The organism is Winogradskyella sp. J14-2 (genome assembly GCF_001971725.1).
Taxonomy (GTDB): Bacteria; Bacteroidota; Bacteroidia; order Flavobacteriales; family Flavobacteriaceae; genus Winogradskyella.
Genome location: NZ_CP019388.1, coordinates 2,773,058 through 2,798,150, shown reverse-complemented (window position 1 = coordinate 2,798,150; position 25,093 = coordinate 2,773,058). Strand labels below are relative to the sequence as shown.

General features: G+C 37.1%; 14 protein-coding genes and 1 pseudogene. 5 read left to right on the top strand and 10 right to left on the bottom strand.

All coding sequences use genetic code 11. From position 1 onward, the window contains the following. Positions 1-38: 38 nt before the first annotated feature. Both BWZ20_RS12560 and BWZ20_RS12555 read right to left on the bottom strand, forming a co-directional pair. A complete protein-coding gene (locus BWZ20_RS12560) occupies positions 39-7,307 on the bottom strand; it encodes a T9SS type B sorting domain-containing protein (RefSeq protein ID WP_083677219.1) in 7,269 nt (2,422 codons plus the stop codon). 11 nt (positions 7,308-7,318) lie between these two features. After that, a complete protein-coding gene (locus BWZ20_RS12555) occupies positions 7,319-7,780 on the bottom strand; it encodes a hypothetical protein (protein WP_076620437.1) in 462 nt (153 codons plus the stop codon). A 194-nt stretch (positions 7,781-7,974) separates the two neighbouring features. Here BWZ20_RS12555 and folE point away from each other — a divergent pair, with 194 nt between their 5' ends. The 5 genes from folE to BWZ20_RS12530 all read left to right on the top strand — a co-directional run bounded on the left by folE (position 7,975) and on the right by BWZ20_RS12530 (position 11,868). Continuing rightward, a complete protein-coding gene (folE, locus tag BWZ20_RS12550) occupies positions 7,975-8,652 on the top strand; it encodes a GTP cyclohydrolase I FolE (protein ID WP_076620436.1) in 678 nt (225 codons plus the stop codon). A gap of 55 nt (positions 8,653-8,707) precedes the next feature. Then, positions 8,708-10,192 (top strand): cysteine--tRNA ligase, encoded by a 1,485-nt coding sequence (gene cysS, locus BWZ20_RS12545; RefSeq protein ID WP_076620435.1) that lies wholly within the window; start codon positions 8,708-8,710, stop codon positions 10,190-10,192. 46 nt (positions 10,193-10,238) lie between these two features. Then, positions 10,239-10,472, top strand: coding sequence for a membrane protein insertion efficiency factor YidD (yidD, locus tag BWZ20_RS12540; RefSeq protein WP_076620434.1), 234 nt, complete (start codon positions 10,239-10,241; stop codon positions 10,470-10,472). Between the two features lie 64 nt (positions 10,473-10,536). Next, positions 10,537-11,364: a prolipoprotein diacylglyceryl transferase gene (gene lgt / locus BWZ20_RS12535; protein WP_076620433.1), complete on the top strand. Its 828-nt coding sequence runs from the start codon at positions 10,537-10,539 to the stop codon at positions 11,362-11,364. 9 nt (positions 11,365-11,373) lie between these two features. Then, the gene (locus BWZ20_RS12530; protein ID WP_076620432.1) at positions 11,374-11,868 is read left to right on the top strand and encodes a DUF192 domain-containing protein; all 495 of its coding nucleotides are present in this window, start codon (positions 11,374-11,376) and stop codon (positions 11,866-11,868) included. A gap of 38 nt (positions 11,869-11,906) precedes the next feature. Here BWZ20_RS12530 and BWZ20_RS12525 read toward each other — a convergent pair whose 3' ends face one another. The 8 genes and pseudogenes from BWZ20_RS12525 to asnB form a co-directional block, all read right to left on the bottom strand. Next, positions 11,907-13,937, bottom strand: a complete 2,031-nt coding sequence (locus tag BWZ20_RS12525; protein ID WP_083677218.1) for a PKD domain-containing protein — start codon at positions 13,935-13,937, stop codon at positions 11,907-11,909. A gap of 155 nt (positions 13,938-14,092) precedes the next feature. After that, positions 14,093-17,155 carry a protein translocase subunit SecDF gene (secDF, locus tag BWZ20_RS12520; protein ID WP_076620430.1) on the bottom strand — a complete coding sequence of 1,021 codons (3,063 nt, stop codon included), beginning with the start codon at positions 17,153-17,155 and terminating at the stop codon, positions 14,093-14,095. Between the two features lie 154 nt (positions 17,156-17,309). Next, positions 17,310-17,924: a hypothetical protein gene (locus tag BWZ20_RS12515; RefSeq protein ID WP_157358411.1), complete on the bottom strand. Its 615-nt coding sequence runs from the start codon at positions 17,922-17,924 to the stop codon at positions 17,310-17,312. Positions 17,925-17,994: 70 nt separating this feature from the next. Next, entirely contained in the window at positions 17,995-18,654 is a 660-nt protein-coding gene (locus BWZ20_RS12510; protein ID WP_076620428.1) for a hypothetical protein, read from the bottom strand. A 90-nt stretch (positions 18,655-18,744) separates the two neighbouring features. Beyond that, positions 18,745-19,671: a malate dehydrogenase gene (gene mdh, locus BWZ20_RS12505; protein ID WP_076620427.1), complete on the bottom strand. Its 927-nt coding sequence runs from the start codon at positions 19,669-19,671 to the stop codon at positions 18,745-18,747. Between the two features lie 134 nt (positions 19,672-19,805). Beyond that, positions 19,806-20,822: pseudogene (locus tag BWZ20_RS12500) on the bottom strand (DUF6588 family protein). Between the two features lie 155 nt (positions 20,823-20,977). Next, positions 20,978-22,915, bottom strand: coding sequence for a DNA topoisomerase (ATP-hydrolyzing) subunit B (gene gyrB / locus BWZ20_RS12495; protein ID WP_076620426.1), 1,938 nt, complete (start codon positions 22,913-22,915; stop codon positions 20,978-20,980). Between the two features lie 447 nt (positions 22,916-23,362). Then, on the bottom strand, positions 23,363-25,024 hold the full coding sequence (asnB, locus tag BWZ20_RS12490; protein WP_076620425.1) for an asparagine synthase B: 1,662 nt from the start codon (positions 25,022-25,024) through the stop codon (positions 23,363-23,365). Between the last annotated feature and the right edge of the window lie 69 nt (positions 25,025-25,093).

Genomic DNA, 25,093 nt, shown 5'->3' with positions numbered 1-25,093 from the left:
ACATACTGTTCAGGCTTTTTTATTTAACATAATTTCTTTTAACGTTTCAAGGTAAAATGGGCTTTGAACTCTTTGGTTTGGTTGGTCAGGGGCTCTAGGTACTCTACCGTAAACCAGTAATCGCTCGATGGCATGTTGTTACCGTTGAACGTCCCGTCCCATCCTTGACCTGTCGAGCTTAACTGCTTTAACAGTTTCCCGTAGCGGTCAAATATATAAATTTTGGCATTACTTCCAATACCTTCTATGTTCCATGTTTCATGTATACCATCCCCATTTGGTGTAAAATACTTGGGGTAATCTACAACAAATACCGTCTCTGTAGCAATGCCACAACCTGTCTTATCTCTTGCCGTTACCGTGTGTAATCCTTGTGATACATTGGTAAATTGTATGGTTCCGTCTTCTAATGCGTCTTCCCAGGGACCTCCATCTAAACTAAACTCATACTCCCCTATTCCCGTTACCGTTGCTTCTATAACATTATTTTCACCAAAAAATTGTGTGACAAAGTTTGCGGTTAGCATTGGCGGCGCACTTTCTACTACAATAGTCTCATCATAGGTCTCACAGTTGGTCTCCATTGAGGTGCCTATATCGGTTACCGTAACACCATAGGTTCCTCCCTGTGTTGGCATTATGCTAGGGCCTGTTGCCGTTGCGATGACCTCTCCGTTAAGGGTCCACTCAAAAGTATAGCCGGTACCCGACAACTCGGTGTCCAATACTAATGGATCTAAAAACTCTGTTCCGTTTGTGCCGACACATAGAATATAACTCTCCAATAAATCGAAGTTTGGCTTTGGGTTTACCTGAAGTGTCAGTGGCGCTACTTCGTAACATATGGATCCGTCTTGCTGATTATCAAACACCCCATCGTTGTTGAGGTCTACCGGATCTCCGTTGCCGTCCCCATCTATATCCACAAACTCGAACAGACCGTCGCCATTGGCATCGATACCGTCTGACAGTCCGTCTCCGTCCACGTCTATCAAATCAAACACACCATCGGCATCCGTGTCGTAGGTATCTATTGTACCGTCGCCGTCTAAATCTAATCCCGTTGTTAAGGCTGTTAGATCTAAGGCTATTGGTATTACGACCTGAGTATTGTTATCCACTCTTGCATAAACCACTTGTGGGTTCACAACATTTTCGTACAGGTCTGGCAATGGGTTTACGTTTAAATTAGCATCGGCTTCTGTTGCATAATAAGTTACTATATAATTTGCCGGATCTTGTCCGTCTAACACAAACGCATCTTGTGTTGATAAGGTAAACTGTGTACTGTCGTTACTTGGGTCCAAATCGTTCTCTATATCATCATCACATTCCTCATAGGTTAGATCTACCATATCTGGATTGGCTTGTGCTGCTTCATCTACTTGTAGATTAAAGCGCTGTGTACTTATAGAACATCCCGTTACGTTGTCTGTAATGGTTACATAGAGCTCTTGGGGATTGCTTGTGTTGGTGTACGGACTTACAAGCGCGTTCATCTCTGCTTCAGCATCTGCCAAGGTCTCATGGTAGGTGACGATATAACGTGTTGGATCTTGTCCGTTTAGGACTTCTTCATCTTTTGTTGTTAAGTCAAAATTATCTATTCCGTCTGTATTCAGTTCGCACTGTATAAAGTCCGTTACGGCCACTACCTCTGGTAATGGGTGCACAAATATTGTAAAGCTAACTACAGCATAACAACCGGTTGCATTGTTGGTGACTCTTACGTAAATGTCCTGTTCTGGTATGTCTACATTGGTGTACTGTGTTGGGTCTGCTATGGCATTATCCCCTGCATAGGCATCTTCTGAACTCTCATGGTAGGTTGGCGTTACCCCATTTTCACCATTTAAAATCAATACTTCGTTTTGCGTTAAATCGAACACTTCTACTCCATCTCCTGTATTGATATCATCACACAACTCTAAGTCTGGAATTTGGTCGCTTGGCGTTGGTGTTGGATTTGGCAATACGCGTATGGTCATTGTCGTAAAGGCTACACATCCTGTATCGGTATCGGTAACTACAACATATAAGGTCTGCGGATTCGCCGGAAGTCCATTTACCGAGGTGTTGGTATACTGCGTTGGGTCTGCTATGGCATTGGTCTGCAATTGCGCATCTGCACTGGTCTCATAATAGGCTACTGACCAACTTGCGTTACCGTTGGTGATTTCAGAGTCTTTTACTGTTAAATCAAATACGGTGATCTCATCGCCTGGGTCTTCATCTAGGTCATCGCACAGCTCTAAAGGTGTTGGCTGTACTGGCTCTGGTGGTAATTGCACGATGATCTCAAACGCACCTGTGTCTTGACAGCCTGTGCTCGGGTTGGATAACCTTACATAGATGATCTGTGGGTTGACAGTGTTGGTATAATTACCCGTGTTTATTATTGGGTTATTCCCTGCCGTTGCATCTGCTGCTGTTACATGGTAGGTTAACTCTACCTCTGATGGGTCTTGTGTGCCTAAAATTACAGCTTCTTGCTGGTTTAAATCAAATTGTGCAAAACCGTCAGCGTTAGCATCACAGATTTCTATCGGCGCTAGATTGGTCGGTACTTCTGGCGATGGTACTACAACGAGCTCTAATGTGCTTTGTGTTAAACTGTAACACCCTGTAATCGTACTTTCTGAACGCACATAAATCATTTGGGTATTGGCTACAATGTTGGTATATAACCCTGTGATGGCATTAACCCCTTGTTCGGCCTCTTCCTCAGTCTCATGGTAGGTGATAACCACATCTGCCTCACCATTGGTGATCTCTACCGTACGGACCTCCAGATCGAACTCCGCAAAACCATCATTGTCATCGTCACAGACCTCGATTGGATCTGGGTCTGGGCTTGGTGATGGTATTGGGTCTACTCGTAACGTGAGGGTTATCGTACTGTAACAGCCCGTAACATCATTTTCCCCTCGTACGTAAATCGTCTGTGCATTCATTGTATTGACATATGGACTCGCTATTGGGTTTTCTGCATCATTCGCATCTTGCTGGGTCTCATAATAGGTCAGTGTGATTCCTGTCTGTCCGTTCAGTATCTCGGCATTAGCATCTTCAAGCGTGAAGGCTTCTTGTTCATCCCCTAAGGTTAGGGCATCACACAACACCAATGGCGCTGACTGAACCAATACTGGTAATGGGTTTACGATGAGCTCTAAGCGTGTTACCTTGTAACAACCGCCTGTGGTATCTGGGTCTTCTACACGTACCCACACTTCATCCATCTCTGCTATCGTATTGGTGTAGGCGGTCGGGTTTGCGATTGGATTGTTGGCGTCGTTGGCATTGAGCTCTGTCTGGTAATACGTTATATCGTAATCTGAAGGCGCTGCACCGTTTAACAGCTCATCTTCCTTACTCGTTAAATCAAACTGTGCAAAACCATCTGTGTCATCATCACATACTTCTAATGCCGACGGCACTATAATTTGAGGGGTCTCTTCTACAAATAACGCTAATTCTACAATGGTGGCACAATCGGTGGCAATCGTTTCACTCTCTACTCTTGCATAGAGTAATTGGGCGCCTTCAACTATATTATTATAGCTCGTTGTAGTGTCTATAGCGTCCACATTATTGTCTGCATTGGCAAAGGTCTCGTGATATGTTACCGTTAGACCTGCTGCCCCTCCGGTAATCTCGTTATCGGCTGCTGTTAAATCAAATACACCAAAGCCATCATTGTCCGGATCGCAATAATACAACGGTGTTGGGGTGTTGGCTACTGGCGCCTGTTGTACTTCCAATACCATGGTCGTGGTGTCGTAACAACCTGTTGCGTTGTCCTCTACGCGTACGAAAATAGTCTGTGGATTGCTAACGTTGGTGTATGGTATCGCTAAGGGATTTAACCCTGATTCTGCATCCGCCAGATCAAAATAATAACTTACCGTATAGGTTGGATTATTGCCACTGATCTCACCATTCTTAACGTTTAAATCTATCGCCGTAAATCCGTCTGGTGTTCCGTCGTCGCATACCTCTAACGGTAATGGAGATACTAACGTGGGTAAAGGGTTAGCAGTAAAAGTTATAATACTATTATTTGGGCAAGCACCAGAAGTTACATACTCAATGGTATAAGTTTCACCTGGTGTACCATTAGTAACATCACCTGTATTTATATCTATAATTGCAGCATCTGAGGGTATTGTATTAAAGCTAAACGTACCACCTAAATCACCTATTACAGTTACTTCACCGCCATCGCATGTAGGTGAAACATTAAAGCTGGCGTCTTCTTCTTGTAAAACATCAAATGTTACAGATTGAGTATTTGAGCAAACACCTGTAGTTGTATATGAAATAGTATATGTGCTTCCTGGTATTCCATTTGTTACTTCACCTGTAGTGACATCTAATATAGCACCATCAGCAGGATCTGGAGTAAAACTAAATATTCCACCAACCGTTCCGTCTATAACACTTGTGGCTCCATCACACGTAGGTGTTACTGTAAAGCTAGCATCATCTGAATCTAGTACTGTAACATTTTGAACAGAGGATTGTGGACAGTCACCATTGGTTGTATATTCAACGGTATATGTTGTCCCAGAAACTCCATTAGTTATAGTTCCTGTAATAGGATCTATTTCAGCGGTATCGGTAGGTACGGGATTTAGTTCAAACGTACCTCCTAAATCGCCAGTGACAGCAGCGACTGCACCATTACAAGTCGCAGTTAACGTAAAGTTTGGATTATCTAAATTTAAAACTGTAAGATCTTGAGTATTGGTAGAAGGACATGTACCTGTAGTTGTATATTCTATAGTATACGTGGCACCAGGAGTACCATTGGTAACGGTCCCAGTGACTGCATCAATTACAGCTGCATCTGTTGGAATAGGATTAAAACTAAATATTCCGCCTACATCTCCTGATATATTCGCGGTACCACCATCACAAGATGGTATTACGGTAAAACTAGCATCATCTTCAGTTAATACTGTAAATGTAAATGTAAAAACACTCGAACAAACACCAGACGTGGTGTATTGGACTTCGTATGGTAATCCAGAAGTTGCTCCGGTAACTTCACCAGTAGCAGGATCTATATTTACGCCTACGCCAGGAAAGCCGGTAAATTCAAATACTCCACCAGGAGTGGCCAAAGGAGCATCGACTGTTGCACCGTCACAAGTTGGTGTCATTGTAAATGTAGCATCATCGCGAGGGATAATGACCAAATTAAAAACTGGGTTAGCGGAAGCATTGTAACAACTAGAATCTCCTACGCTTTCTACTCTCACAAAAATTTGAGCATTCCCACTAGTATATAAATTAGGTAAAGCACCAACACCTGAGTCTGCATCTGCAAAACTTAAATGGTAGGTAACGTTAAAATCTGAGGCAGCCTGAGCACCTAGGATTCCAACAGTTTGTAAACTTAGGTCAAATTCTTCTACTCCATCACCTGATGGATCATCACATAGCTCTAAATCTGGAACAGGATTAATATCTGGTTGACCAGATACATTCAACGTAAATGATACTACTTCGTAACAGCCAGAGTTTAAATATTCAACTCTCATATAAATAATTTCACCGTCGGCACCAGAATAAGCATTCAAACCTGTTATGGCTCCGACGTCCGCATCTGCATCTGCTTGTGAATTATGATAAGTAACCTCTAGTTCACTAGCATTTGTTGCACTTGCTAAAACAACTGCCGTATTAGTTTCTAGGTCGAATATGTATGGTGGCACACCAGTGTCGCAAATAAACAGGTTATTCGGTGCTTCTGTAACTATTTCTGGCAATACATCAATACAAACTTCTTCTGTATACTCGCAACCAAAATCATCCATAGCTCTGTATGTGTAGCAATATTGACCTGCATCAGGTGGAGTTACAGTTATAATATTTCCATTTGTATTGGTTATTGTAGGGTCTGCATCCCATTCTTCTGATGTAATTACTGGAGTAAATGATAATTCTGGTGGTTGAATAGCTGGATCGAAATTCATATACCATTCAAAAATATATCCGTTGTCAATGTTTAAATTATCTACAACTCTAATAGTCCAAGTTCCATTTAATTGAGTACCAAGTAAACCGTTAAAACTTTCAAACGGCAGGTAAGTACCTGGCACCCAAGAATTATTTGGTGGATTTGTACCGTTAATTTCTGTTGGCGCATCCTCTAATAAGACAGAAGCATTCATAGAAAAACAATAGGTCTCTCCGGTTCCTGGTGCTAGAGAATTGTCGTCATTGGCTCCTCCAAAATATGTACCACCACCAGCTTGATCGAATAACCTAATCTCCTGTCCGCTTGGACCCTCAATAAAAATATCTAAATCGCCTGAGTAAGAATGCTCCATATTGAGACAGACCTCTATTAATTGATTAGGATCAGTAAGTGTTTGAGAAGACTCAAAACAATCTACCACTATTGAAGAGGTATATTGTTGACCCGATCCATCTGGTAAAAATGTTTGCTCGGCTACTGGCGGTGTACAGTCGTTTATGAATTGAACCGGATTAACAACTCCTGTGATATCTGTACTTTCACCATAGCATATTGTAGTTTCTGCAGCGACAGTACCAGCAAAGTCTGGCTCTGTACCAACTTGTATTACTTGATTTATAAGATTGGTATTGGGACAACCTTCTGGATCTTCAGATGTATTGGCATCCCTAATGTTTAAATTTACGATGTAAACGCCTGGGTCTGGATAAGAAAAAACAGCTGTTTGACCACTTACCGTATTGCCATCTCCTAAATCCCATTCATAGGTAGCTCCTGTACCGTCTACTTCAAAAATACCACTACCGTTTAAAGTTATCTCTTCATTAGGGCACACTCTTATATAACCATCTGCATTTGGTGTGGGAATGGAAGAGTCTATCTGAGAATTAATAGATTGACAAGGTGTTAAACACGAAATATTTGCGGCCCAACCACTACCATTGGCAGAACCATTTGATGTGAATTGAATTGTTAAACAGCCACCAGTATTTTCTTCAGTAGCAGCAACCAAGCCAGGGGAGGTAACACCAGAAAATGTACCAAAAGCATCTGCTGCCGTTGAGTCACCATTGTAAATGACCATTACATCTGCATTTAACTGGGTATTAAACTCTGTAAAATCTAATATAACCCTCTGTCCCGGATTCTCAGGACAAATTGTTAAGACAAAGCTTTCATCATTTCCATAATTCCCAAACTCACCGCCAGAGTCATAAAAAACTCCACCACATTGGCTAACTGTCCCATTTTGCATATTCACATCTTGAGCTATCAATACCGATGAAAATACTACTGCTATTAAAGTTAATAAATACTTCATTTTGTAATTTTTTAGTGATATTGAGATTTTATGGTTATAAAATAATTAGTATTGTCTACCCGATACATTTTATCGCCTTTAGAATGAAAAATGAAATTATACTTAAGAGGATTGAAGTTCTTCGGGTCAAAAGTTTTATCTCTCTCTAAATCTGAAACAAAACTATTAAGAAGAGGAATCTCAGATAGCTTCTGACAATCTTTTTTATCACTTTCTTTAGAGATATACTCAATTACTATTCTATTTCTCAATAAATCTTTAATACTCTTTAAGCGGAAAGCATTACTGTAAATATATTTTTCAGCATATTCACCATAAACCTCATCGATCTGAAGTCGTTCCTTAGCCGTTAACGTCAAGTCTACATTGTCATTAAACTCAATTACTTTTAGTGGGATTTTATTACTTTTTTCTTGCCCAGATGAACATAGTGGCAACAGTATTAAAATGAAAATTGTAAAAAAATTTTTCATAGCATAACCTTTATTAAAGTTTGGAAAATTAAGAAAATTTTATAAAAACCTTTGTTAATTCACCAATGATATTAACATTTTAACGGTTTTATCTATATAACAACCAGAATTGTAAAACTCCTACCGTTACCATACTATTTTTATTGCGTATCTTTGCAACTTCTTTTTATATATTGATTAATAATTATTTAACTATGAAAATCGATAACGATTTTAATGATATAGATGCTTTTGGTGATAACCATATAGGCGCATCGAGTGACACTCCTATGAGAGATGATGCTTTTGACTTATCAAAAGAAGAGAAAATAGATATTATTAAAGACGATGTAAGACATATTCTGGAAACCTTGGGACTAGATCTTACCGATGATAGCTTAAAAGGCACACCAAACCGTGTAGCAAAAATGTTTGTTAACGAAATTTTTGGTGGTTTAGATCCTAATAAAAAACCAAGCGCATCAACTTTTGAAAATAAGTATCAATATGGCGAAATGCTCGTAGAAAAAAACATCACAGTTTACTCTACTTGCGAACACCACTTATTACCTATTGTAGGAAGAGCTCATGTAGCTTATATTTCTAAAGGCTCGGTAGTTGGCCTCTCTAAAATGAATAGAATTGTAGATTATTATGCAAAACGCCCACAAGTACAAGAACGGTTAACTATTCAAATTGTGAAAGAATTACAAGAAGTTTTAGGAACTGAAGACGTTGCTTGTGTTATAGATGCTAAGCATTTGTGCGTAAATTCTCGTGGCATAAGAGACATTGAAAGTAGTACAGTAACCTCTGAGTTTGGCGGAAAGTTTAAAGAAAAAGAAACACGAAGAGAATTCCTTGATTACATTCAATTAGACACGCAGTTTTAGTTTGTTTCCTCTTAAATGTTGTTTAGTTTTGTTGAAACTTATTGAATTTTAAAACATGCCTTTATACGATACCCAAGCCCTAAAAATATATAACTCCTTATCTGGAGAAAAAGAAATCTTTAAACCTCTAAATGATGGGTATGTAGGCATGTATGTTTGTGGGCCAACGGTGTATAGCAATGTACATTTAGGAAACGTAAGAACCTTTATGTCTTTTGATGTTATTTTTAGGTACCTTAAGCATCTTGGATATAAAGTAAGGTATGTAAGAAATATTACCGACGCTGGTCATTTAGAAAATGATGCCGACGAAGGTGAAGATCGTATTGCAAAAAAGGCAAGACTAGAAGCTATTGAACCAATGGAAGTGGTGCAACGCTACACTGTAGATTTTCATAACATCTTAAATACATTCAACTTTCTACCGCCGAGTATAGAACCCACTGCAACTGGGCATATTATTGAGCAAATAGAACTCATTAAAACCATTATAGATAATGGTATGGCATATGTTGTAAATGGATCCGTTTACTTTGATGTACATAAATACAACGAATCTAAAACTTATGGAATCTTAAGCAAGCGTAAACTAGAAGATTTAATTCATAATACCCGAGCGCTCGACGGACAATCTGACAAGAAAAACCCACAAGACTTTGCACTCTGGAAAAAAGCCGAGCCACAACACATTATGCGTTGGCCTTCTCCTTGGAGTGATGGTTTCCCAGGTTGGCATCTAGAGTGTACTGCCATGAGCACCAAATACCTTGGCGAACAGTTTGATATACATGGTGGCGGAATGGATTTAAAATTTCCACATCACGAATGTGAAATTGCTCAGGCTGAAGCTTGCAATAACCATTCACCCGTAAATTATTGGATGCACGCCAATATGCTGATAATGAACGGTAAAAAAATGGCAAAATCTACAGGTAACTTCATTCTGCCTAACCAAATTTTTTCTGGCGACAATCCTCACATTACTAAAGCATATGCGCCTAGTGTAGCTCGGTTTTTTATGCTTCAGGCACATTATAGAAGTATATTAGACTTTACCAATAATGGTTTATTGGCGAGCGAAAAAGGATTTTACAGATTAATGGACGCCATTAATTTAATCGATGATTTAAAAACAAGCGATTCTTCATCTTCATTTAATGTTTCTGAATGGAAACAAAAATGTTATGATGCTATGAATGATGACTTTAATACTCCTATTTTAATAGCAACCTTATTTGAAGCTGCAAAATTTATTAATCAAGTTAAAGATGGTAGCGCAACAATAACCAAAGAAGATTTAGGCTTATTGAAAGAAACCTTGGAAAACTTCACTTTTGATATTTTAGGTTTAGTTAATGTTTCTAAAGAAAGTAACGGTTCTGACAAGTTATCTGGTGCTGTAGAGATTTTAATTAACCTTAGAAAAGAAGCTAGACAAAATAAAGATTTTGCATTGTCCGATAAGATTAGAGATCAACTCGCAGAAGTTGGCATACAACTAAACGATAGTAGAGAAGGCACTACATTTACGACAAATTAATGCCTTATCCTTAATCCCTTACAAAGGAAAGGACTATAAAACGCATATGAAAAAAGTTCTGATTGCACCGTTTATTTTTTTAATCAAAGTCTATCAAACTTTTATATCTCCTATTACTCCAGCTACTTGCAGATATCAACCAACCTGTTCGCATTATGCCAAAGAAGCTTTAGAGATACATGGTTTTTTTAAAGGTGGAAAATTGGCATTGAAACGAATTTTTAGTTGTCATCCTTGGGGAGGTAAGGGATTTGACCCAGTACCACCAAAAGAAGATTAATATTACGTTAATCCTATTTTCACTCTCTTACAAAATAGTATATTTACAGCGAAAAGATTAAAACATGAACGCATTAAAGATATACTGGGAGCCTATTAAATCGATCGATCTTGGTTTTTTTGAACTTCATTTCTACAGTGTGATGTGGATTATTGCTTTTATACTTGGCTTCTACATCACCAAGAAGATTTGGAAAAACGAAAATCAATCAAATGAATCACTTGACTCCTTATTTATTTATTCTGTATTAGGAATAATGATTGGTGCCAGGCTAGGCCATGTAATCTTTTATCAGTCTGAATTAATAACCGAAGATTTTTTCAGCATATTTTTACCTTTTAGCTTTAAAGACGGCATTAGATTTACAGGTTTTCAAGGTTTGGCAAGCCATGGCGCGGCAATAGGCATGATTATTTCTATGTATCTATTTAATAAAAAGATTTTGAAGAAATCTATCTTATGGATTCTAGATCGCGTTGTTATTGCTACAGCTTTAGGAGCAGTCTTTGTTAGAATAGGAAATTTTATTAATTCAGAAATTATAGGCAAGTATACTGAAAGTGATTTTGGTGTGGTATTTAGACAGCTGAGTGAAACCGAGCCTAGACATCCAGCACAATTATACGAAGCATTCTGTTATATTTTTGTATTCTTTACGCTACTTTATTTTTATTGGAAAACCAATAAGCCTAAACAAGAAGGGTTTTTGTTTGGTTTATTTTTAGTGCTTTTATGGTCTATTAGATTCTTTGTTGAATTTGTTAAAGAACCTCAAGGAGATGAAGATTTAGCTGCTTTCTTTGGCAACGTTCTTAACAACGGACAGCTTTTAAGCATACCTTTTATACTCATAGGCTTCTACTTTATGTTTGTTTACACACCAAAAAAATAAGATGACGTAATGCGTAAAATTTCGTATTTAAAAATTTCTGTTCTTCTCATTTTATTTTTGCTTTTTAATTGCAAAAATGAAACGAGTGATGCCGCTAAAGATAAAGTAGAAGTGAGTTTTGCAAAAGAAGGCACTTTACAACTTAAAAAGGCAAATACGGACTCTATTATAAAAATTCTGGATATAGAATTTGCCGAAGACGATTACGAAACGCAAACAGGTTTAATGTATAGAAACCAACTTGGCACTAATCAAGGCATGTTATTTATATTTCCTAAAGTGCAAATGCGTAGCTTCTATATGAAGAACACTAAAATACCATTAGATATTATTTATATCAATGAAAATATGGAGATTGTTAGTTTTCAAAAAAATGCAAAACCACTTGATGAAACTGCACTTCCCTCAGAGGCTCCAGCCCAATATGTTTTAGAGATTAACGCCGGACTTGCTGATGAGTGGCAACTTAATGTTGGTGATAAAATTGAGTTTAAAAACAACTAAATGCATTTTATTACGAAGTAAATAAAACAGTATTCATATTAATGCTTCACGATTTTTTCAACAGCCTTTAACCCTATAGCTTCATTTGATATTTCAATAAAGTATTGGGACTTCTCTAGAGTACTCAAGCCTGTTATTTTCATTTCGCTTGCAATACAATCTAAAGTATTATTGTAGATGCTGCGACCACTCATATCGTAAATTACAACATCTATTTTTGAGCCTATAAGCTGTTCTGGTAGATTTAAAGTAATATTATCTTTAAACGGATTTTGTAAAATCTCGATACTATTTATACTTAAGTCATCGATACTCAATAAATCCCCATCAACTCCATCACAGTTTTCATCAACACCATTGCCTTCAGAATCAGTGGCATCGGGATTTATCTGATTATTTGCATCATTACAATCTAGGCCATTTACCACATATCCCAGAGGTGGAGTATCGGAACAATCTACGATGGCACTATTTGGATCTCCATACCCATCACCATCTAAGTCTTCGTAAAAGGTTGTTGGCGGCTGACCTTCTTCTGTCATCGTAACACAAACTTCTTCAGTGTATTCACATCCAAATTCGTCTACCGTTCTAAAGGTGTAACAATGTTCTCCTGCAGAGTTTGGTGCAACTGTAATTGTATTGCCATTAATTTCTGTGATACTCGAGTCTGCATCCCAAGATTGAGCATTTATTTGAGGTGTATAAGTAAAATCTTGTAAATCGAGAGCAGGGTCGAAATTGAGTTCCCATGAAAAAATATAGCCATTATCTATTGCTAAATTATCTACAATTCTAACACACCATTCACCATTAAGTGGACTTCCTAATAGGGCATTAAAACTCTCAACGGGCAGATAGGTTCCAGGAATCCATGAGTCTCGAGGTGGTGTACCATTAATCTCAGTAGGTGCATCAGCCAAAAATGTAGAGGCGCTCATAGAAAAACAATAGTCTTCCCCTATTCCAGGCATGAGAGTTTCATCATCATTAGCTCCACCAAAGTAGGTACCACCACCAGCCTGATCGAATAATCTTACTTCTTGGCCTGTTGGACTTTCGAGAAAAATGTCTAAATCGCCGGAATAAGAATGTTCTATATTCATACAGATATCTAAAATTTGAGATACATCGGTTAAAACTTCATTTGGTCCAAAACAGGTTACATTGATACAGGTTCTGTACGCAATTCCACTTCCATCTGGCAGAAAAGTCTCCTCACTCTCTGGTGGTGGGCAATTATACACCAGAGTTAAAGGGTTTGCTACACCAGTAATGGTTGTTGAGTCCCCAAAACATAGCGTTGCATCTGCTGCCTCTGTGCCACCGAAATTTGGAATACCAGATACTCTTATTACTTGATTTATAGAATTAGTACTGGGACAACCATCCATAAAATTATCCATATTGGTATCCCTTATTTGAAGATTTACCAGGTAGACTCCTGGTTGGTTGTAAGAAATAGTAACATTTTCACCATCTACAGTATTACCATCACCAAGTAACCAAGTGTAAGTGGCATCAGTGCCATCGACTTCAAAAACTCCACTACCATTTAGATTTATAGTGTCACCTACACAGACTTCTATAATACCTTCATTATTTGGCATAGGTAATGTAGAATCTAAAACCGCGGTGATGTCTTGACAAGGTTGTGCACAAGAAATATTGGCTTCCCAACCTGAAGCTTGCCCTGTTGCATTTGAAGTAAACTCGATGGTTAAGCAACCCGTAGGGTTATTAAATCCGGCAAATACTAGTCCAGGAGAACTTACACCAGTAAAACTACCAATCATTGATGCTGTATTATCATCACCATCATATATGGTTATAAAATCTAGGTTGAGTTGGGTTTGAAAATCGATGAAATCTAGTCTAATTCTTTGCCCTTCATCTTCAGGGCAAATCGTTAAAGTATAATTTTCGTTGCTTGCGTAATTAGAAAACGCACCACCAGAGTCATAAAACATCCCTGAGCACGTACTAATAGTTCCATTTTGCATTACGATATTTTGACCGTGGACAAAACTTGATATAACAATAGAAACTAAGAGTAGTATTTTTTTCATGAGTATGGTTGATTGTGTTATTGAGTTATAAGATAAGATTTATTTTTTTAACCTTCGTTATTAGATGTATAGATAGGTGAATGGCTGCGTCTAAAAACTAAAAAACGCCTTTCTTTAAAAGAAAGGCGTTTTACTTTAATTATGAAATCGAAGTTTTATGCTTCGTCTTCGTCTTCTTCTTTTACCTTCTTCTTTAATGACTCAGCAGCGTCACCTTTCTTGGCTGTATCGTACATTAAAGGGGTTGCAATAAACATTGAAGAATAGGTACCAACGACCACACCAACGATTAATGCGAATAACAAACCTCTTAAAGATTCTGCACCAAAAATAAACATAGCCAATAACACCACTAATGTTGTTACTGAGGTATTTAATGTTCTGCTCAATGTACTGTTAAGAGAAGCGTTAATTGTTTTTCCAAATTCCCAAGAGGTATGTTCATTTAAGAACTCTCTAATTCTATCGAAAACGACCACGGTATCGTTTAATGAATACCCAATAACCGTTAAGATTGCCGCAATAAATGCTTGGTCAATTTCCATACTAAATGGCATAAACTTCCATGTTAAAGAGAAAATCCCTAATACAATTAGAACATCATGGAACACTGCCGCCACAGCACCTAATGAGAACTGCCATCTCTTAAATCTAAATAAAATATAAAGAAATACGACTACTAAAGAACCTAAAACCGCCCAGAATGATGACTTCTTAATATCGTCTGCAATGGTAGGACTCACTTTACTCGATAACATTTTACCAATTTTAGCTTCACCTGAGCCATCTTGGAACTCCGAATAGGTCATACCATCTGGTAGGTAAGGCTTAAGTGCTTCAAACAATTTAGTCTGTACTTCTTCATCAGCCTCAACCGAGTTGTCTTCTACTTTATACTTAGTTGAAATCTTCAACTGATTTGCGGCACCGATAGTTTTTACTTCAGCACTTCCAAAAACATTAGGATCGTTAAGCACACTTGTAATTTCCTCTGTGCTTACTGCCTGCTCAAAACGAACTTGATAGGTTCGCCCTCCAACAAAATCGATACCTTGATCTAATCCAGTTGTGAATAAAGACCCTAAACTAGCTAGAATTAACACACCAGAAATAACATAAGCAATCTTACGTTTCTTTAAGAAATCTATGTTTACATTCTTAAATAAACCTTTAGTCATTGCTGTTGAGAAATCTAAAGTACCACCTCTATTCACCCACCAATCTATAAGTAATCGTGTGATGAAAATTGCAGTAAACAATGATGTTAAGATACCTATGATTAACGTTGTTGCAAAACCTTTGATTGGTCCTGTACCAAATACAAATAAAATTAATGCCGTTAAACCTGTAGTAATATTGGCATCTAAAATTGAAGATAACGCATTTGAGAAGCCGTCTTTAATAGACTCCTTTTGTGATTTTCCTTTTGCTAATTCTTCTCTAATACGTTCAAATATAAGTACGTTCGCGTCAACCGAGATACCAATAGTTAATACAATACCTGCAATACCTGGCAAGGTAAGTACTGCACCTAAACTTGCTAAAACACCAAAAATTAATAAGATATTAAACAATAAAGCTATATCAGCAAAAATACCTGCTTTACCATAGTAAAACACCATCCATAACACTACAAAGGCCAATGCTATTAGGAAGGACATCATTCCGCTATCAATGGCTTCTTGCCCTAAAGACGGTCCAACCTCATCTGCCTGAATAATCTCTGCAGAAGCTGGTAATTTACCTGCTCTTAACACGTTTGCCAAATCCACAGCCTCATTCAGCGTAAATGCACCCGATATTTGAGATCTTCCTCCTGCAATTGGCCCTGAAGTTACACTCGGCGCAGAGTAAACAATATCATCTAATACAATAGCAATATATCCTTGTGTCTCGTAAGCAACTTTGGTCATTTCTTCCCAAGTTTTTGATCCTTTTGCATTCATCTGCATGCTTACGGCTGGTCTGCTTAACTGATCGTAATCTTGCCTAGCATCTGTAATAACTGCACCACTTAGTTGTGGTATACCATCCCTGTTACTTTTAATAGCATATAGTTCAGAAAATTCAGAATCTTTAGACTGTATACCCCAAACAAATTTTGCGTAACGCATTTCTGCAGGTAATAAAGCTCTATTTTTTGGATCATTTAGAGCCTCCAACACTTTTTCCTTATCTTTCGCTAAAAAGTTGGCAATAACTGGTCCACCACCTGGGCCTTGAATACCCAGAGGATTGGCGTCTGCAACACTTGTTGAATCTGTTTCGATTTGACCTGTTAATTCGTCAATGGTGCTTTTTGTTGAATCTTGATCTTCCTCAGAAGTATCAGCATCAGCTACATCGTCTTCACTTTCTTTTTCCTTGGCAGCTTCTACCATGGCTTGGTTAACTTGAAATACATATGGAAGCATTTCTTCTGCCTTGTACGTATCCCAAAACTGTAATTGGGCGGTTTTAGTAATAATGTCTACTACACGCTTTTTATCTCTTGCACCAGGTAATTCTATTAATATACGACCAGAGTTTCCTAAACGTTGAATGTTTGGTGATGATACACCAAAACCATCAATACGATTGCGCAATACCTCGAAGGCAGATACTATAGACTCATCTATTTTCTTTTCTAAGATGGTTTTAACTTCATCGTCTGACATATCAAACTTAATGTCATCGCTTAAATCTCTATTTGCAAAAATATCTGGTGATGCTAATTTAGTATCACCTTTAATAGCGTCAAATGCTCTAAAAAAAGATTCTAAATAAGACTCTTGTGCATCTTTTTGCAGCTCTTCGGCATCAGCTAATGCCTTGTTAAATACTGGATCTTTGCTATTGTTTGCCAATCCTTTTAGGATATCTTTTACAGAGATCTGAATAATAGCGTTAATACCACCTTTAAGGTCTAAACCTAATTTCATGGCATTGTTTTCAACTTCATTATAAGTGTACTGAGAAACACCCAGTAGATTATACACCTCGATGGGCTCATAGGTATCACCAACTTGTACTTTAGAAGTTTTTAGAGAATCTAAGTAATTAATCTCAGCTTGTGTTCTAAGGTCGTTATAACCTTCTTGAGTTTCGTTATACTTAGCTATAGCAGCTTGCTTTGCTTCGTCTTCAATTTGATTGGCTTTAAAGGTAAAAGACAATTGGTAAATACTTACCAAACCAAATAGTAGCGCAAACAGTTTAATTATTCCTTTGTTTTGCATTTTGTTTTGTTTTATATCTAATTTTTTAACGGGCAAATATAGAATTTACCACATAATCAGACAATTAATTTTTTTTATGTTATAAATTATTTTTTTGTGCCTTTTGATTGATTCAAAAGTTAAATGAAGTGTCATAGAATTTATTATAAATTCCTTAAGATAATGGGCCAGCCCTTGCTTCTGGTATTTCATAGGTGTTTTTATTATCTAATAAGAAAACACCAGAATTTATCTTACATACAGTTTTTACTAATTGATGTAATGTAGCCGAATGTTTTAATAGACCAGAAACACTTTTTTTTAAGCTATTAAACCTGTCGGTTTTTTGATTATGCTCAACAATCTGAACTCCATCGAAACCCCAATCATTTTTTTGATTTTTCTTCTGAATTTTAGAAACATTGAGTCTATAGTCTTGAAGTGATCTTTTATCTGAATTTTGATGATTGCTGCTATTGTCAGTTGTTAATAAAACACTTAAATCGCTACTATTGTTTAGTACTTGTTCAATACTTTTAACATCTCTACCACTGTAATAGGTAATTTTAAGGTTTCCATTCTTATCATGACCAACGTAAAAATTTTCGGCACCTAATTTTTGGAGTTTTTTCTGTATTTCGCTAACAGCATTCTGTATTTCAATCTCAGAAACGTTGGTATTAGTAAACTGAACGGTTATCTCTTGATTTGGAGTAGCAGATGCATCTATAAACCTCCCTAAAAAAGTGAACAGAATAATTATAATACCAAAATGACACATGGTGCGCATGCGGCAAATATAACAAAAAATAAAGACCGCATTTCTGCAGCCTTTGTTTTAAGATTATGTTAAACTTAATTTACATGCCTTCCATCTTGGTATAACCTTCTGGTGGCGTTAAACTAAATTTTGAATCATCTACGCTTTCGCTTTTTACTTCTGTAACCTCAGAGATAATTGTAAATACTACTTCGCCTTGAGTCATACTCATCTCAGTGTACATTGGAAAGCCGCCAAGCTTATTGCTATATTGTGCATTTTGTTGACTTAAAACAGGCGCAATTTTGTCTGTAGTATACATCACCATTTTTATGTCATTACCTCCTTCAGATATAGTCATTAATTTTTGTTTACACTTATAACCTAGTATCGTTTTGGTCTCGCTTCCTTCTTCAATGTTTATATCATCAGATTTATCTTTAGGCAGATCTATAGTTTGCTTTTGATATTTCTGACCCATCATTGGATTATCTAACAGAGTTAGGCTTTCCATACTTTTAGAATCTGTAATAATTACCACATCGCCAGACATGGGATTAGACATTTCTATTCTAGACTTTTTTTCTTTAAAAAAAGTGGTTGTTACAATGTCGCCCATCATTGCAAACTGAGCTTGTGTTGCTTCGTCATTGGACTTATAGGTTTGCTTTAACGTGATAACACCTTCTGTAACTTTTTCTTGTGCGTTAACTATAAAGGCGAAGCTGTATAGTAAGGCCAACATTAATATTTTTTTCATCTTTATAAAGTTTATTTTGTGTAATATAGAAAAACCTTACCAACAAATACGTTGGTAAGGTTTATTTTATTTTAAAGATTTATAAAAACCTTATAGCTCTAATAGGGCATTTGTCTTTTTTACACCATCAGCACTTTCTGCTAGATGCTGCTTTTCTGCGTCACTAAGTGGAACATCTACTATTTTTTCAATCCCATTCTTTCCTAAAATAACTGGTACACCAATACACAGATCTCTTAAACCATACTCACCATCTAATAATGTTGAGCAAGGAAACATTTTCTTTTGATCGCAAGCTATTGCTTGTACCAATCCGCTTACTGCAGCGCCTGGTGCATACCATGCAGATGTTCCTAATAACTTTGTTAAAGTTGCTCCGCCTACTTTAGTAGCTTCTTTAACTTGGTCTAAACGCTCTTCTGATAAAAACTCAGAAACCTTAATGCTGTTTCTGGTGGCATGAGATGTTAATGGCACCATACCTTTATCGCTATGTCCACCAATTACCATTCCGTCTACGTCGCTAATTGGCGCTTCTAAGGCCTCAGCTAACCTATATTTAAAACGAGCAGAGTCTAATGCACCACCCATACCTATAATTCTATGCTTTGGTAAACCTGTAGTTTTGTGAGCTAAATACGTCATTGTATCCATTGGATTACTCACAACAATTAGAATTGTATTTGGTGAATGCTCAACCAAGCTGGCAGAAACTGTTTTTACTATACCTGCATTAATACCTATAAGTTCTTCGCGCGTCATGCCAGGCTTACGAGGAATACCAGAGGTAATAACACAAATATCGCTATTTGCAGTTTTTGAATAATCGTTTGTACTTCCTGTAATTTTAGTATCAAAACCATTTAAAGAAGCGGTTTGCATTAAGTCCATTGCCTTACCTTCTGCATAGCCTTCTTTAATGTCTAATAATACCACCTCTGAAGCAAAATTTTTAATAGCGATATACTCTGCACAACTTGCGCCTACTGCACCAGCGCCAACTACGGTTACTTTCATTTTATTTTTGTTTTTTTAATCATTAATTATGTACCACAAATTTAAGACTTTACTAGCTAAATTCCATGATTTATGTCATCTATCTAAATAAAAAAGCAGCCTTTTGAGACTGCTTTAGAATATTTAATTCGTTTTTATCTAAAACCAAAATTAATTCCTACGGAGAAGGCATCAAACTCTGAAATATGATATTCACCATTTAATCTAAAAAATCCTAGCTTCAATTTAAAACCTAGAGTACCTCTCATTGCAGAGACATCACTAGAAACCGAGAAGGGATCTGTTATTGTTTCTGAAGTTAATATACCATCGGTTACTCTATAATCGCCTAATAAATCAGACTCAGCTTTACCGGTTAAATAGCCTAATCCACCATATAGATTAAAAACAGGTAACTTAGTTGAAACAACTAACTAAAATAACCATGTGTCTGTGTTATTTTCTAACCTTTGATTTTCTCCTTCAATACCAGATGACTCTGTTAAGTCGTAGGAGCTATCTAAGTGACTATAGGCCAAAATACCTGATAAAGCCACTGGCCACAACTTATCTGCTGGTAACCATTCTGTAAATTCTAACTGTAGTGCAGCACCATACATATTAAAGGTTACTTCATCTGTATCTATTTTTGGCAAGTAACGTGCTTTAACTTCTATACCACTTCCTAAACCAACTGCGGCTTGTAAGGTCGCAGAAGGAATTAAATTATAGCTATCTTCACCTATTCCTTGAGGGAGCTCAAACTCAGTTGTTTGAGAACCAAAAATAGGATCGTCATATTCTACTTGGACAAAAATTGAAGGATTGTTTTCTCCCAGAACCGTAGCTACATTCTGAGTACTTGGCCCTGTCACAAACTGAACGTTATTATAATTAGCTGTGTTCATACTAAAACTTTTATCATCATCACCAACTAAAGCTGCATTAGCCAAAAGCGAAATCTCAAAACCTCCTAATGGTTTTACTTTAGCAGAATTAAACCAATTGGTATTCATACTATGCATAACACCATTTGTTCCTGGTGCCAAATAGTCATTTGCAAAACGTTTTGCATCCTCTATTCCTGCAGAAAGGAGAACATCTATATCATTTTGTGATTTTAATGCTAAAAACGAAGAAAAAAACACGAGTGTTAGAAAAGAATATCTCATTGTGGTTAAGTTTATAATTTGTAATAAAGGTATTAAAAGAATCCTAAACGGTGTATTTTATCGCTATTAAATGCTTTTTATCGGAATTTTATGGTAAAAAAAAGCAATTACACGTTTCATGTAATTGCTTATAATCCTAGGGTTCTAAATTTTAGTTATGCATCAATGTTAGCATAAATAGCATTTTTTTCAATAAATTCTCTACGCGGTGGTACCTCATCTCCCATTAACATTGAGAAGATGCGATCTGCTTCAGTACCGTTGTCTATTTGCACTTGTCGCATAGTTCTAAATTCTGGATCCATTGTAGTATCCCAAAGTTGTTCTGCATTCATTTCCCCAAGTCCCTTGTAACGTTGAATTTTAGAGTTTTCACCAAAATCTGCAACAATAGCATCGCGCTCTTTATCTGACCAAGCGTACTGTTTTTTGGCTCCTTTCTTTACAAGATACAGTGGTGGTGTTGCAATGTATACATGTCCATTTTCTACCAGCTCTCGCATATATCTAAAGAAGAATGTTAAGATTAATGTGGCGATGTGGCTACCATCAATATCGGCATCACACATAATTACTATTTTATGGTATCGTAATTTTGAAAGGTTAAGAGCTCTTGGGTCTTCTTCGGTACCAATCGTTACACCGAGTGCAGTGAAGATATTTTTTATCTCTTCGTTTTCAAAAACCTTGTGCTGCATTGCTTTTTCTACATTTAATATCTTACCTCTCAAAGGCAGTATGGCTTGAAAATTTCTATCACGACCAGCTTTGGCCGTACCGCCAGCAGAATCTCCCTCTACGAGATATAGCTCACATTTTTCTGGATCTTGCTCAGAACAGTCAGACAGTTTTCCTGGCAATCCACCTATGCTCATTACGGTTTTTCGCTGCACCATTTCACGAGCTTTCTGTGCTGCATGACGTGCTTGCGCTGCTAAGATTACTTTTTGCACAATAGTTTTAGCATCATCTGGATGCTCCTCTAAATAGTCGGTTAACATTTCGGAAACCGCTTGGGAAACAGATGCCGAAACTTCACGGTTACCAAGTTTGGTCTTGGTCTGACCTTCAAACTGAGGCTCTGCTACTTTTACAGAAACTATAGCTGTTAATCCTTCACGGAAATCATCACCAGATATATCAAATTTTAACTTATCTAACATACCAGAATTGTCTGCATATTTCTTAAGGGTATGCGTTAATCCTCGACGGAAACCAGATAAGTGTGTACCACCTTCATGCGTATTGATATTGTTTACATAAGAATGAAGGTTTTCTGCATATGAGGTATTATAAACCATGGCTACCTCAACCGGAACGCCATTTTTTTCTCCTTCAAAAGAGATGACGTCATTCATTAAGGGCTCTCTATTGCCGTCTAAGAATTTTACAAACTCTGGAAGTCCATTTTCTGAATGAAAGGTTTCGCCTTCAAAAGAACCATCATCTTTTTTACTTCGTTTGTCTACGAGATGAATTGTAATTCCTTTGTTTAGGTATGCTAGCTCACGCATACGGCTTGCTAAGGTGTCGTAATTGTATTCTAATGTTTGCTGAAAAATTTGAGGGTCTGGTTTAAACGTAACTATGGTTCCTGTTTTATCGGACTCGCCAACCGCTTTTACAGGGTAAAGGGTCTTCCCTCTTTCGTACTCTTGTTCCCAGATTTTTCCACTCCTGTAAACCGTGGCTTTTAAATGCTCAGAAAGGGCGTTAACACAGCTTACACCAACACCGTGCAATCCACCAGAAACTTTATAGGAATCTTTATCAAACTTACCACCTGCACCAATTTTAGTCATAACGACCTCTAAGGCAGATACGCCTTCTTTTTTATGCAAATCGACAGGAATACCACGACCGTCATCTTCTGTAGTTATTGAGTTATCCTCATTAATGGTTACTGTGATATTGTTACAATGACCGGCAAGAGCTTCATCAATTGAGTTGTCTACAACTTCGTAAACTAAATGGTGTAATCCTCTTACTCCGACATCACCAATATACATTGATGGACGCATACGCACGTGTTCCATGCCTTCTAAGGCCTGAATGCTATCTGCGCCATACTGTTTTTTGTTTTCTTCGCTCATTTTTTATTTAGATAAGATTTAGTTTTAATTTTACAACAAAAAAGACGCTTAGTGCGTCTCTTATGAGTACTTTCAAAGATACAAAAAATTAAAGCCTAAACATAGCTTTTTATCGACTATAAGCAATAATTATCAACAATTGTTAAAAACACAAAAACGTCTTAAAACGCTTAAAAAGCACCTTAAATTCGATTTTACTGATTTTTGAACCTAGCTAAAAGTTGAAATTTAAAAAAGTGGCTTAGAAGTGAAGTTTTGGATGAACCATAACATAAATGGAAGTGAAATTTAGGTCATTTTTTCATCAATAAATCCTCAAAATTGACATCGTTTTTATTTTAAACAGTATCCTTTAGTTTGAAAAACTTTAATTTCGTCAAACAATGTATTGAAGCCAGTGTTATTATCGAAGGAAATAATCCTTTGAAAAAACTTAAACTTAATATACTAATATGCATCATCGTGCACATTGGCAATAGCTCTACCAGAAGGCTCATTCATATTCTTAAACGCTTCGTCCCATTCTAGTGCTGTGGCAGTACTACAAGCTACACTTGCTTCTTGCGGTACACTTAATGCTGCTGCATCACTCGGAAAATGCGACTCAAAAATAGAGCGATAATAATATTCCTCTTTATTTAATGGTGTGTTTATTGGAAATCTAAATTTAGCATTTGTCAATTGCTCGTCCGTGACTTCTTTTTCTACAATTTCTTTTAAAGTATCAATCCAGCTGTAACCCACACCATCACTAAATTGTTCTTTTTGTCTCCACGCTACACTTTTAAGTAAATAATCCTCAAAGGCTTTACGAATTACCCATTTCTCCATACGCTCGCCATTAATCATTTTGTCTTTTGGGTTGATACGCATGGCAACATCCATAAACTCTTTATCTAAAAACGGTACACGGCCTTCAATTCCCCAAGCCATTAAACTTTTATTAGCGCGCAAACAATCGTACATATGCAATTTATCTAACTTACGAACCGTCTCTTCGTGAAATTCTTGTGCACTTGGCGCTTTATGAAAGTAAAGATAGCCACCAAAAATCTCATCTGCTCCTTCGCCAGATAGTACCATTTTTATTCCCATAGATTTAATAACACGCGCCATTAAATACATTGGTGTAGAGGAACGAATCGTTGTTATGTCATATGTCTCAATGTTATAGATAACATCTTTTATAGCATCCAATCCCTCTTGTATGGTAAATTTTATTTCATGATGAATAGTTCCAATATGATCTGCAACTTTTTGTGCTGCAGCCAAATCTGGTGATCCTTCCAATCCAACAGAAAAGCTATGTAATTGTGGCCACCAAGCTTGCTCTTTATCATCAGCTTCTATACGTCGTTGCGAATATTTTTTTGCTATAGCAGATGTTACCGAAGAATCTAAACCACCTGATAATAAAACACCATAAGGCACATCGCTCATTAACTGTCTGTGCACCGCATCCTCGAGTGCTTGCTTAACTTCTTCAATACTAGTTTCATTGTCTTTAACAGCATCATAATCTTCCCAATCGCGCTTATACCACTTTACCAACTCGCCATTTGTACTAGACATATAATGCCCAGGAGGGAATAATTCAATTTTTGTACATACACCTTCTAGAGCTTTTAATTCTGAAGCCACATAGAATGTTCCGTGCTTATCCCAGCCCATATATAAAGGGATAATTCCCATATGATCTCTTGCAATGAAGTACTCATCTTTATCAACATCGTAAATAGCAAAACCGAAAATGCCGTTCATTTTATCTACAAAGTCAACACCTTTCTCCTTATAGAGGGCAAGAATAACTTCACAGTCGCTTTTAGTTTGAAACTTATAATCTGGAAATTGAGCCCGTAAGGCTTTATGGTTATAGATTTCACCATTTGCTGCTAAAATCAACTTTTTATCTTCACTAAATAGTGGCTGTTTTCCTGAAGCAGGATCTACAATGGCCAAACGCTCGTGTGCTAAAATAGCTTTTTCATTACTGTAAATACCACTCCAATCGGGTCCACGATGCCTAATTGATTTGGCCATTTCTAACACTTGAGGTCTTAAATCTTCTGATTTTTGTTTTATATCAAACGCACATACTATTCCGCACATAACTCTTTCTTTAATTATTAATTTTAAAACAAATATGAAATTAAAGTTTTAATTATTAAACATAAATAA

Coding starts and splice junctions, on each gene's coding strand:
- BWZ20_RS12560 (WP_083677219.1), bottom strand. CDS start 7,307: ATGAAGTATTTATTAACTTTAATAGCAGTAGTATTTTCATCGGTATTG.
- mdh (WP_076620427.1), bottom strand. CDS start 19,671: ATGAAAGTAACCGTAGTTGGCGCTGGTGCAGTAGGCGCAAGTTGTGCA.
- secDF (WP_076620430.1), bottom strand. CDS start 17,155: ATGCAAAACAAAGGAATAATTAAACTGTTTGCGCTACTATTTGGTTTG.
- folE (WP_076620436.1), top strand. CDS start 7,975: ATGAAAATCGATAACGATTTTAATGATATAGATGCTTTTGGTGATAAC.
- gyrB (WP_076620426.1), bottom strand. CDS start 22,915: ATGAGCGAAGAAAACAAAAAACAGTATGGCGCAGATAGCATTCAGGCC.
- BWZ20_RS12510 (WP_076620428.1), bottom strand. CDS start 18,654: ATGAAAAAAATATTAATGTTGGCCTTACTATACAGCTTCGCCTTTATA.
- BWZ20_RS12530 (WP_076620432.1), top strand. CDS start 11,374: ATGCGTAAAATTTCGTATTTAAAAATTTCTGTTCTTCTCATTTTATTT.
- BWZ20_RS12525 (WP_083677218.1), bottom strand. CDS start 13,937: ATGAAAAAAATACTACTCTTAGTTTCTATTGTTATATCAAGTTTTGTC.
- yidD (WP_076620434.1), top strand. CDS start 10,239: ATGAAAAAAGTTCTGATTGCACCGTTTATTTTTTTAATCAAAGTCTAT.
- cysS (WP_076620435.1), top strand. CDS start 8,708: ATGCCTTTATACGATACCCAAGCCCTAAAAATATATAACTCCTTATCT.
- BWZ20_RS12515 (WP_157358411.1), bottom strand. CDS start 17,924: ATGCGCACCATGTGTCATTTTGGTATTATAATTATTCTGTTCACTTTT.
- asnB (WP_076620425.1), bottom strand. CDS start 25,024: ATGTGCGGAATAGTATGTGCGTTTGATATAAAACAAAAATCAGAAGAT.
- lgt (WP_076620433.1), top strand. CDS start 10,537: ATGAACGCATTAAAGATATACTGGGAGCCTATTAAATCGATCGATCTT.
- BWZ20_RS12555 (WP_076620437.1), bottom strand. CDS start 7,780: ATGAAAAATTTTTTTACAATTTTCATTTTAATACTGTTGCCACTATGT.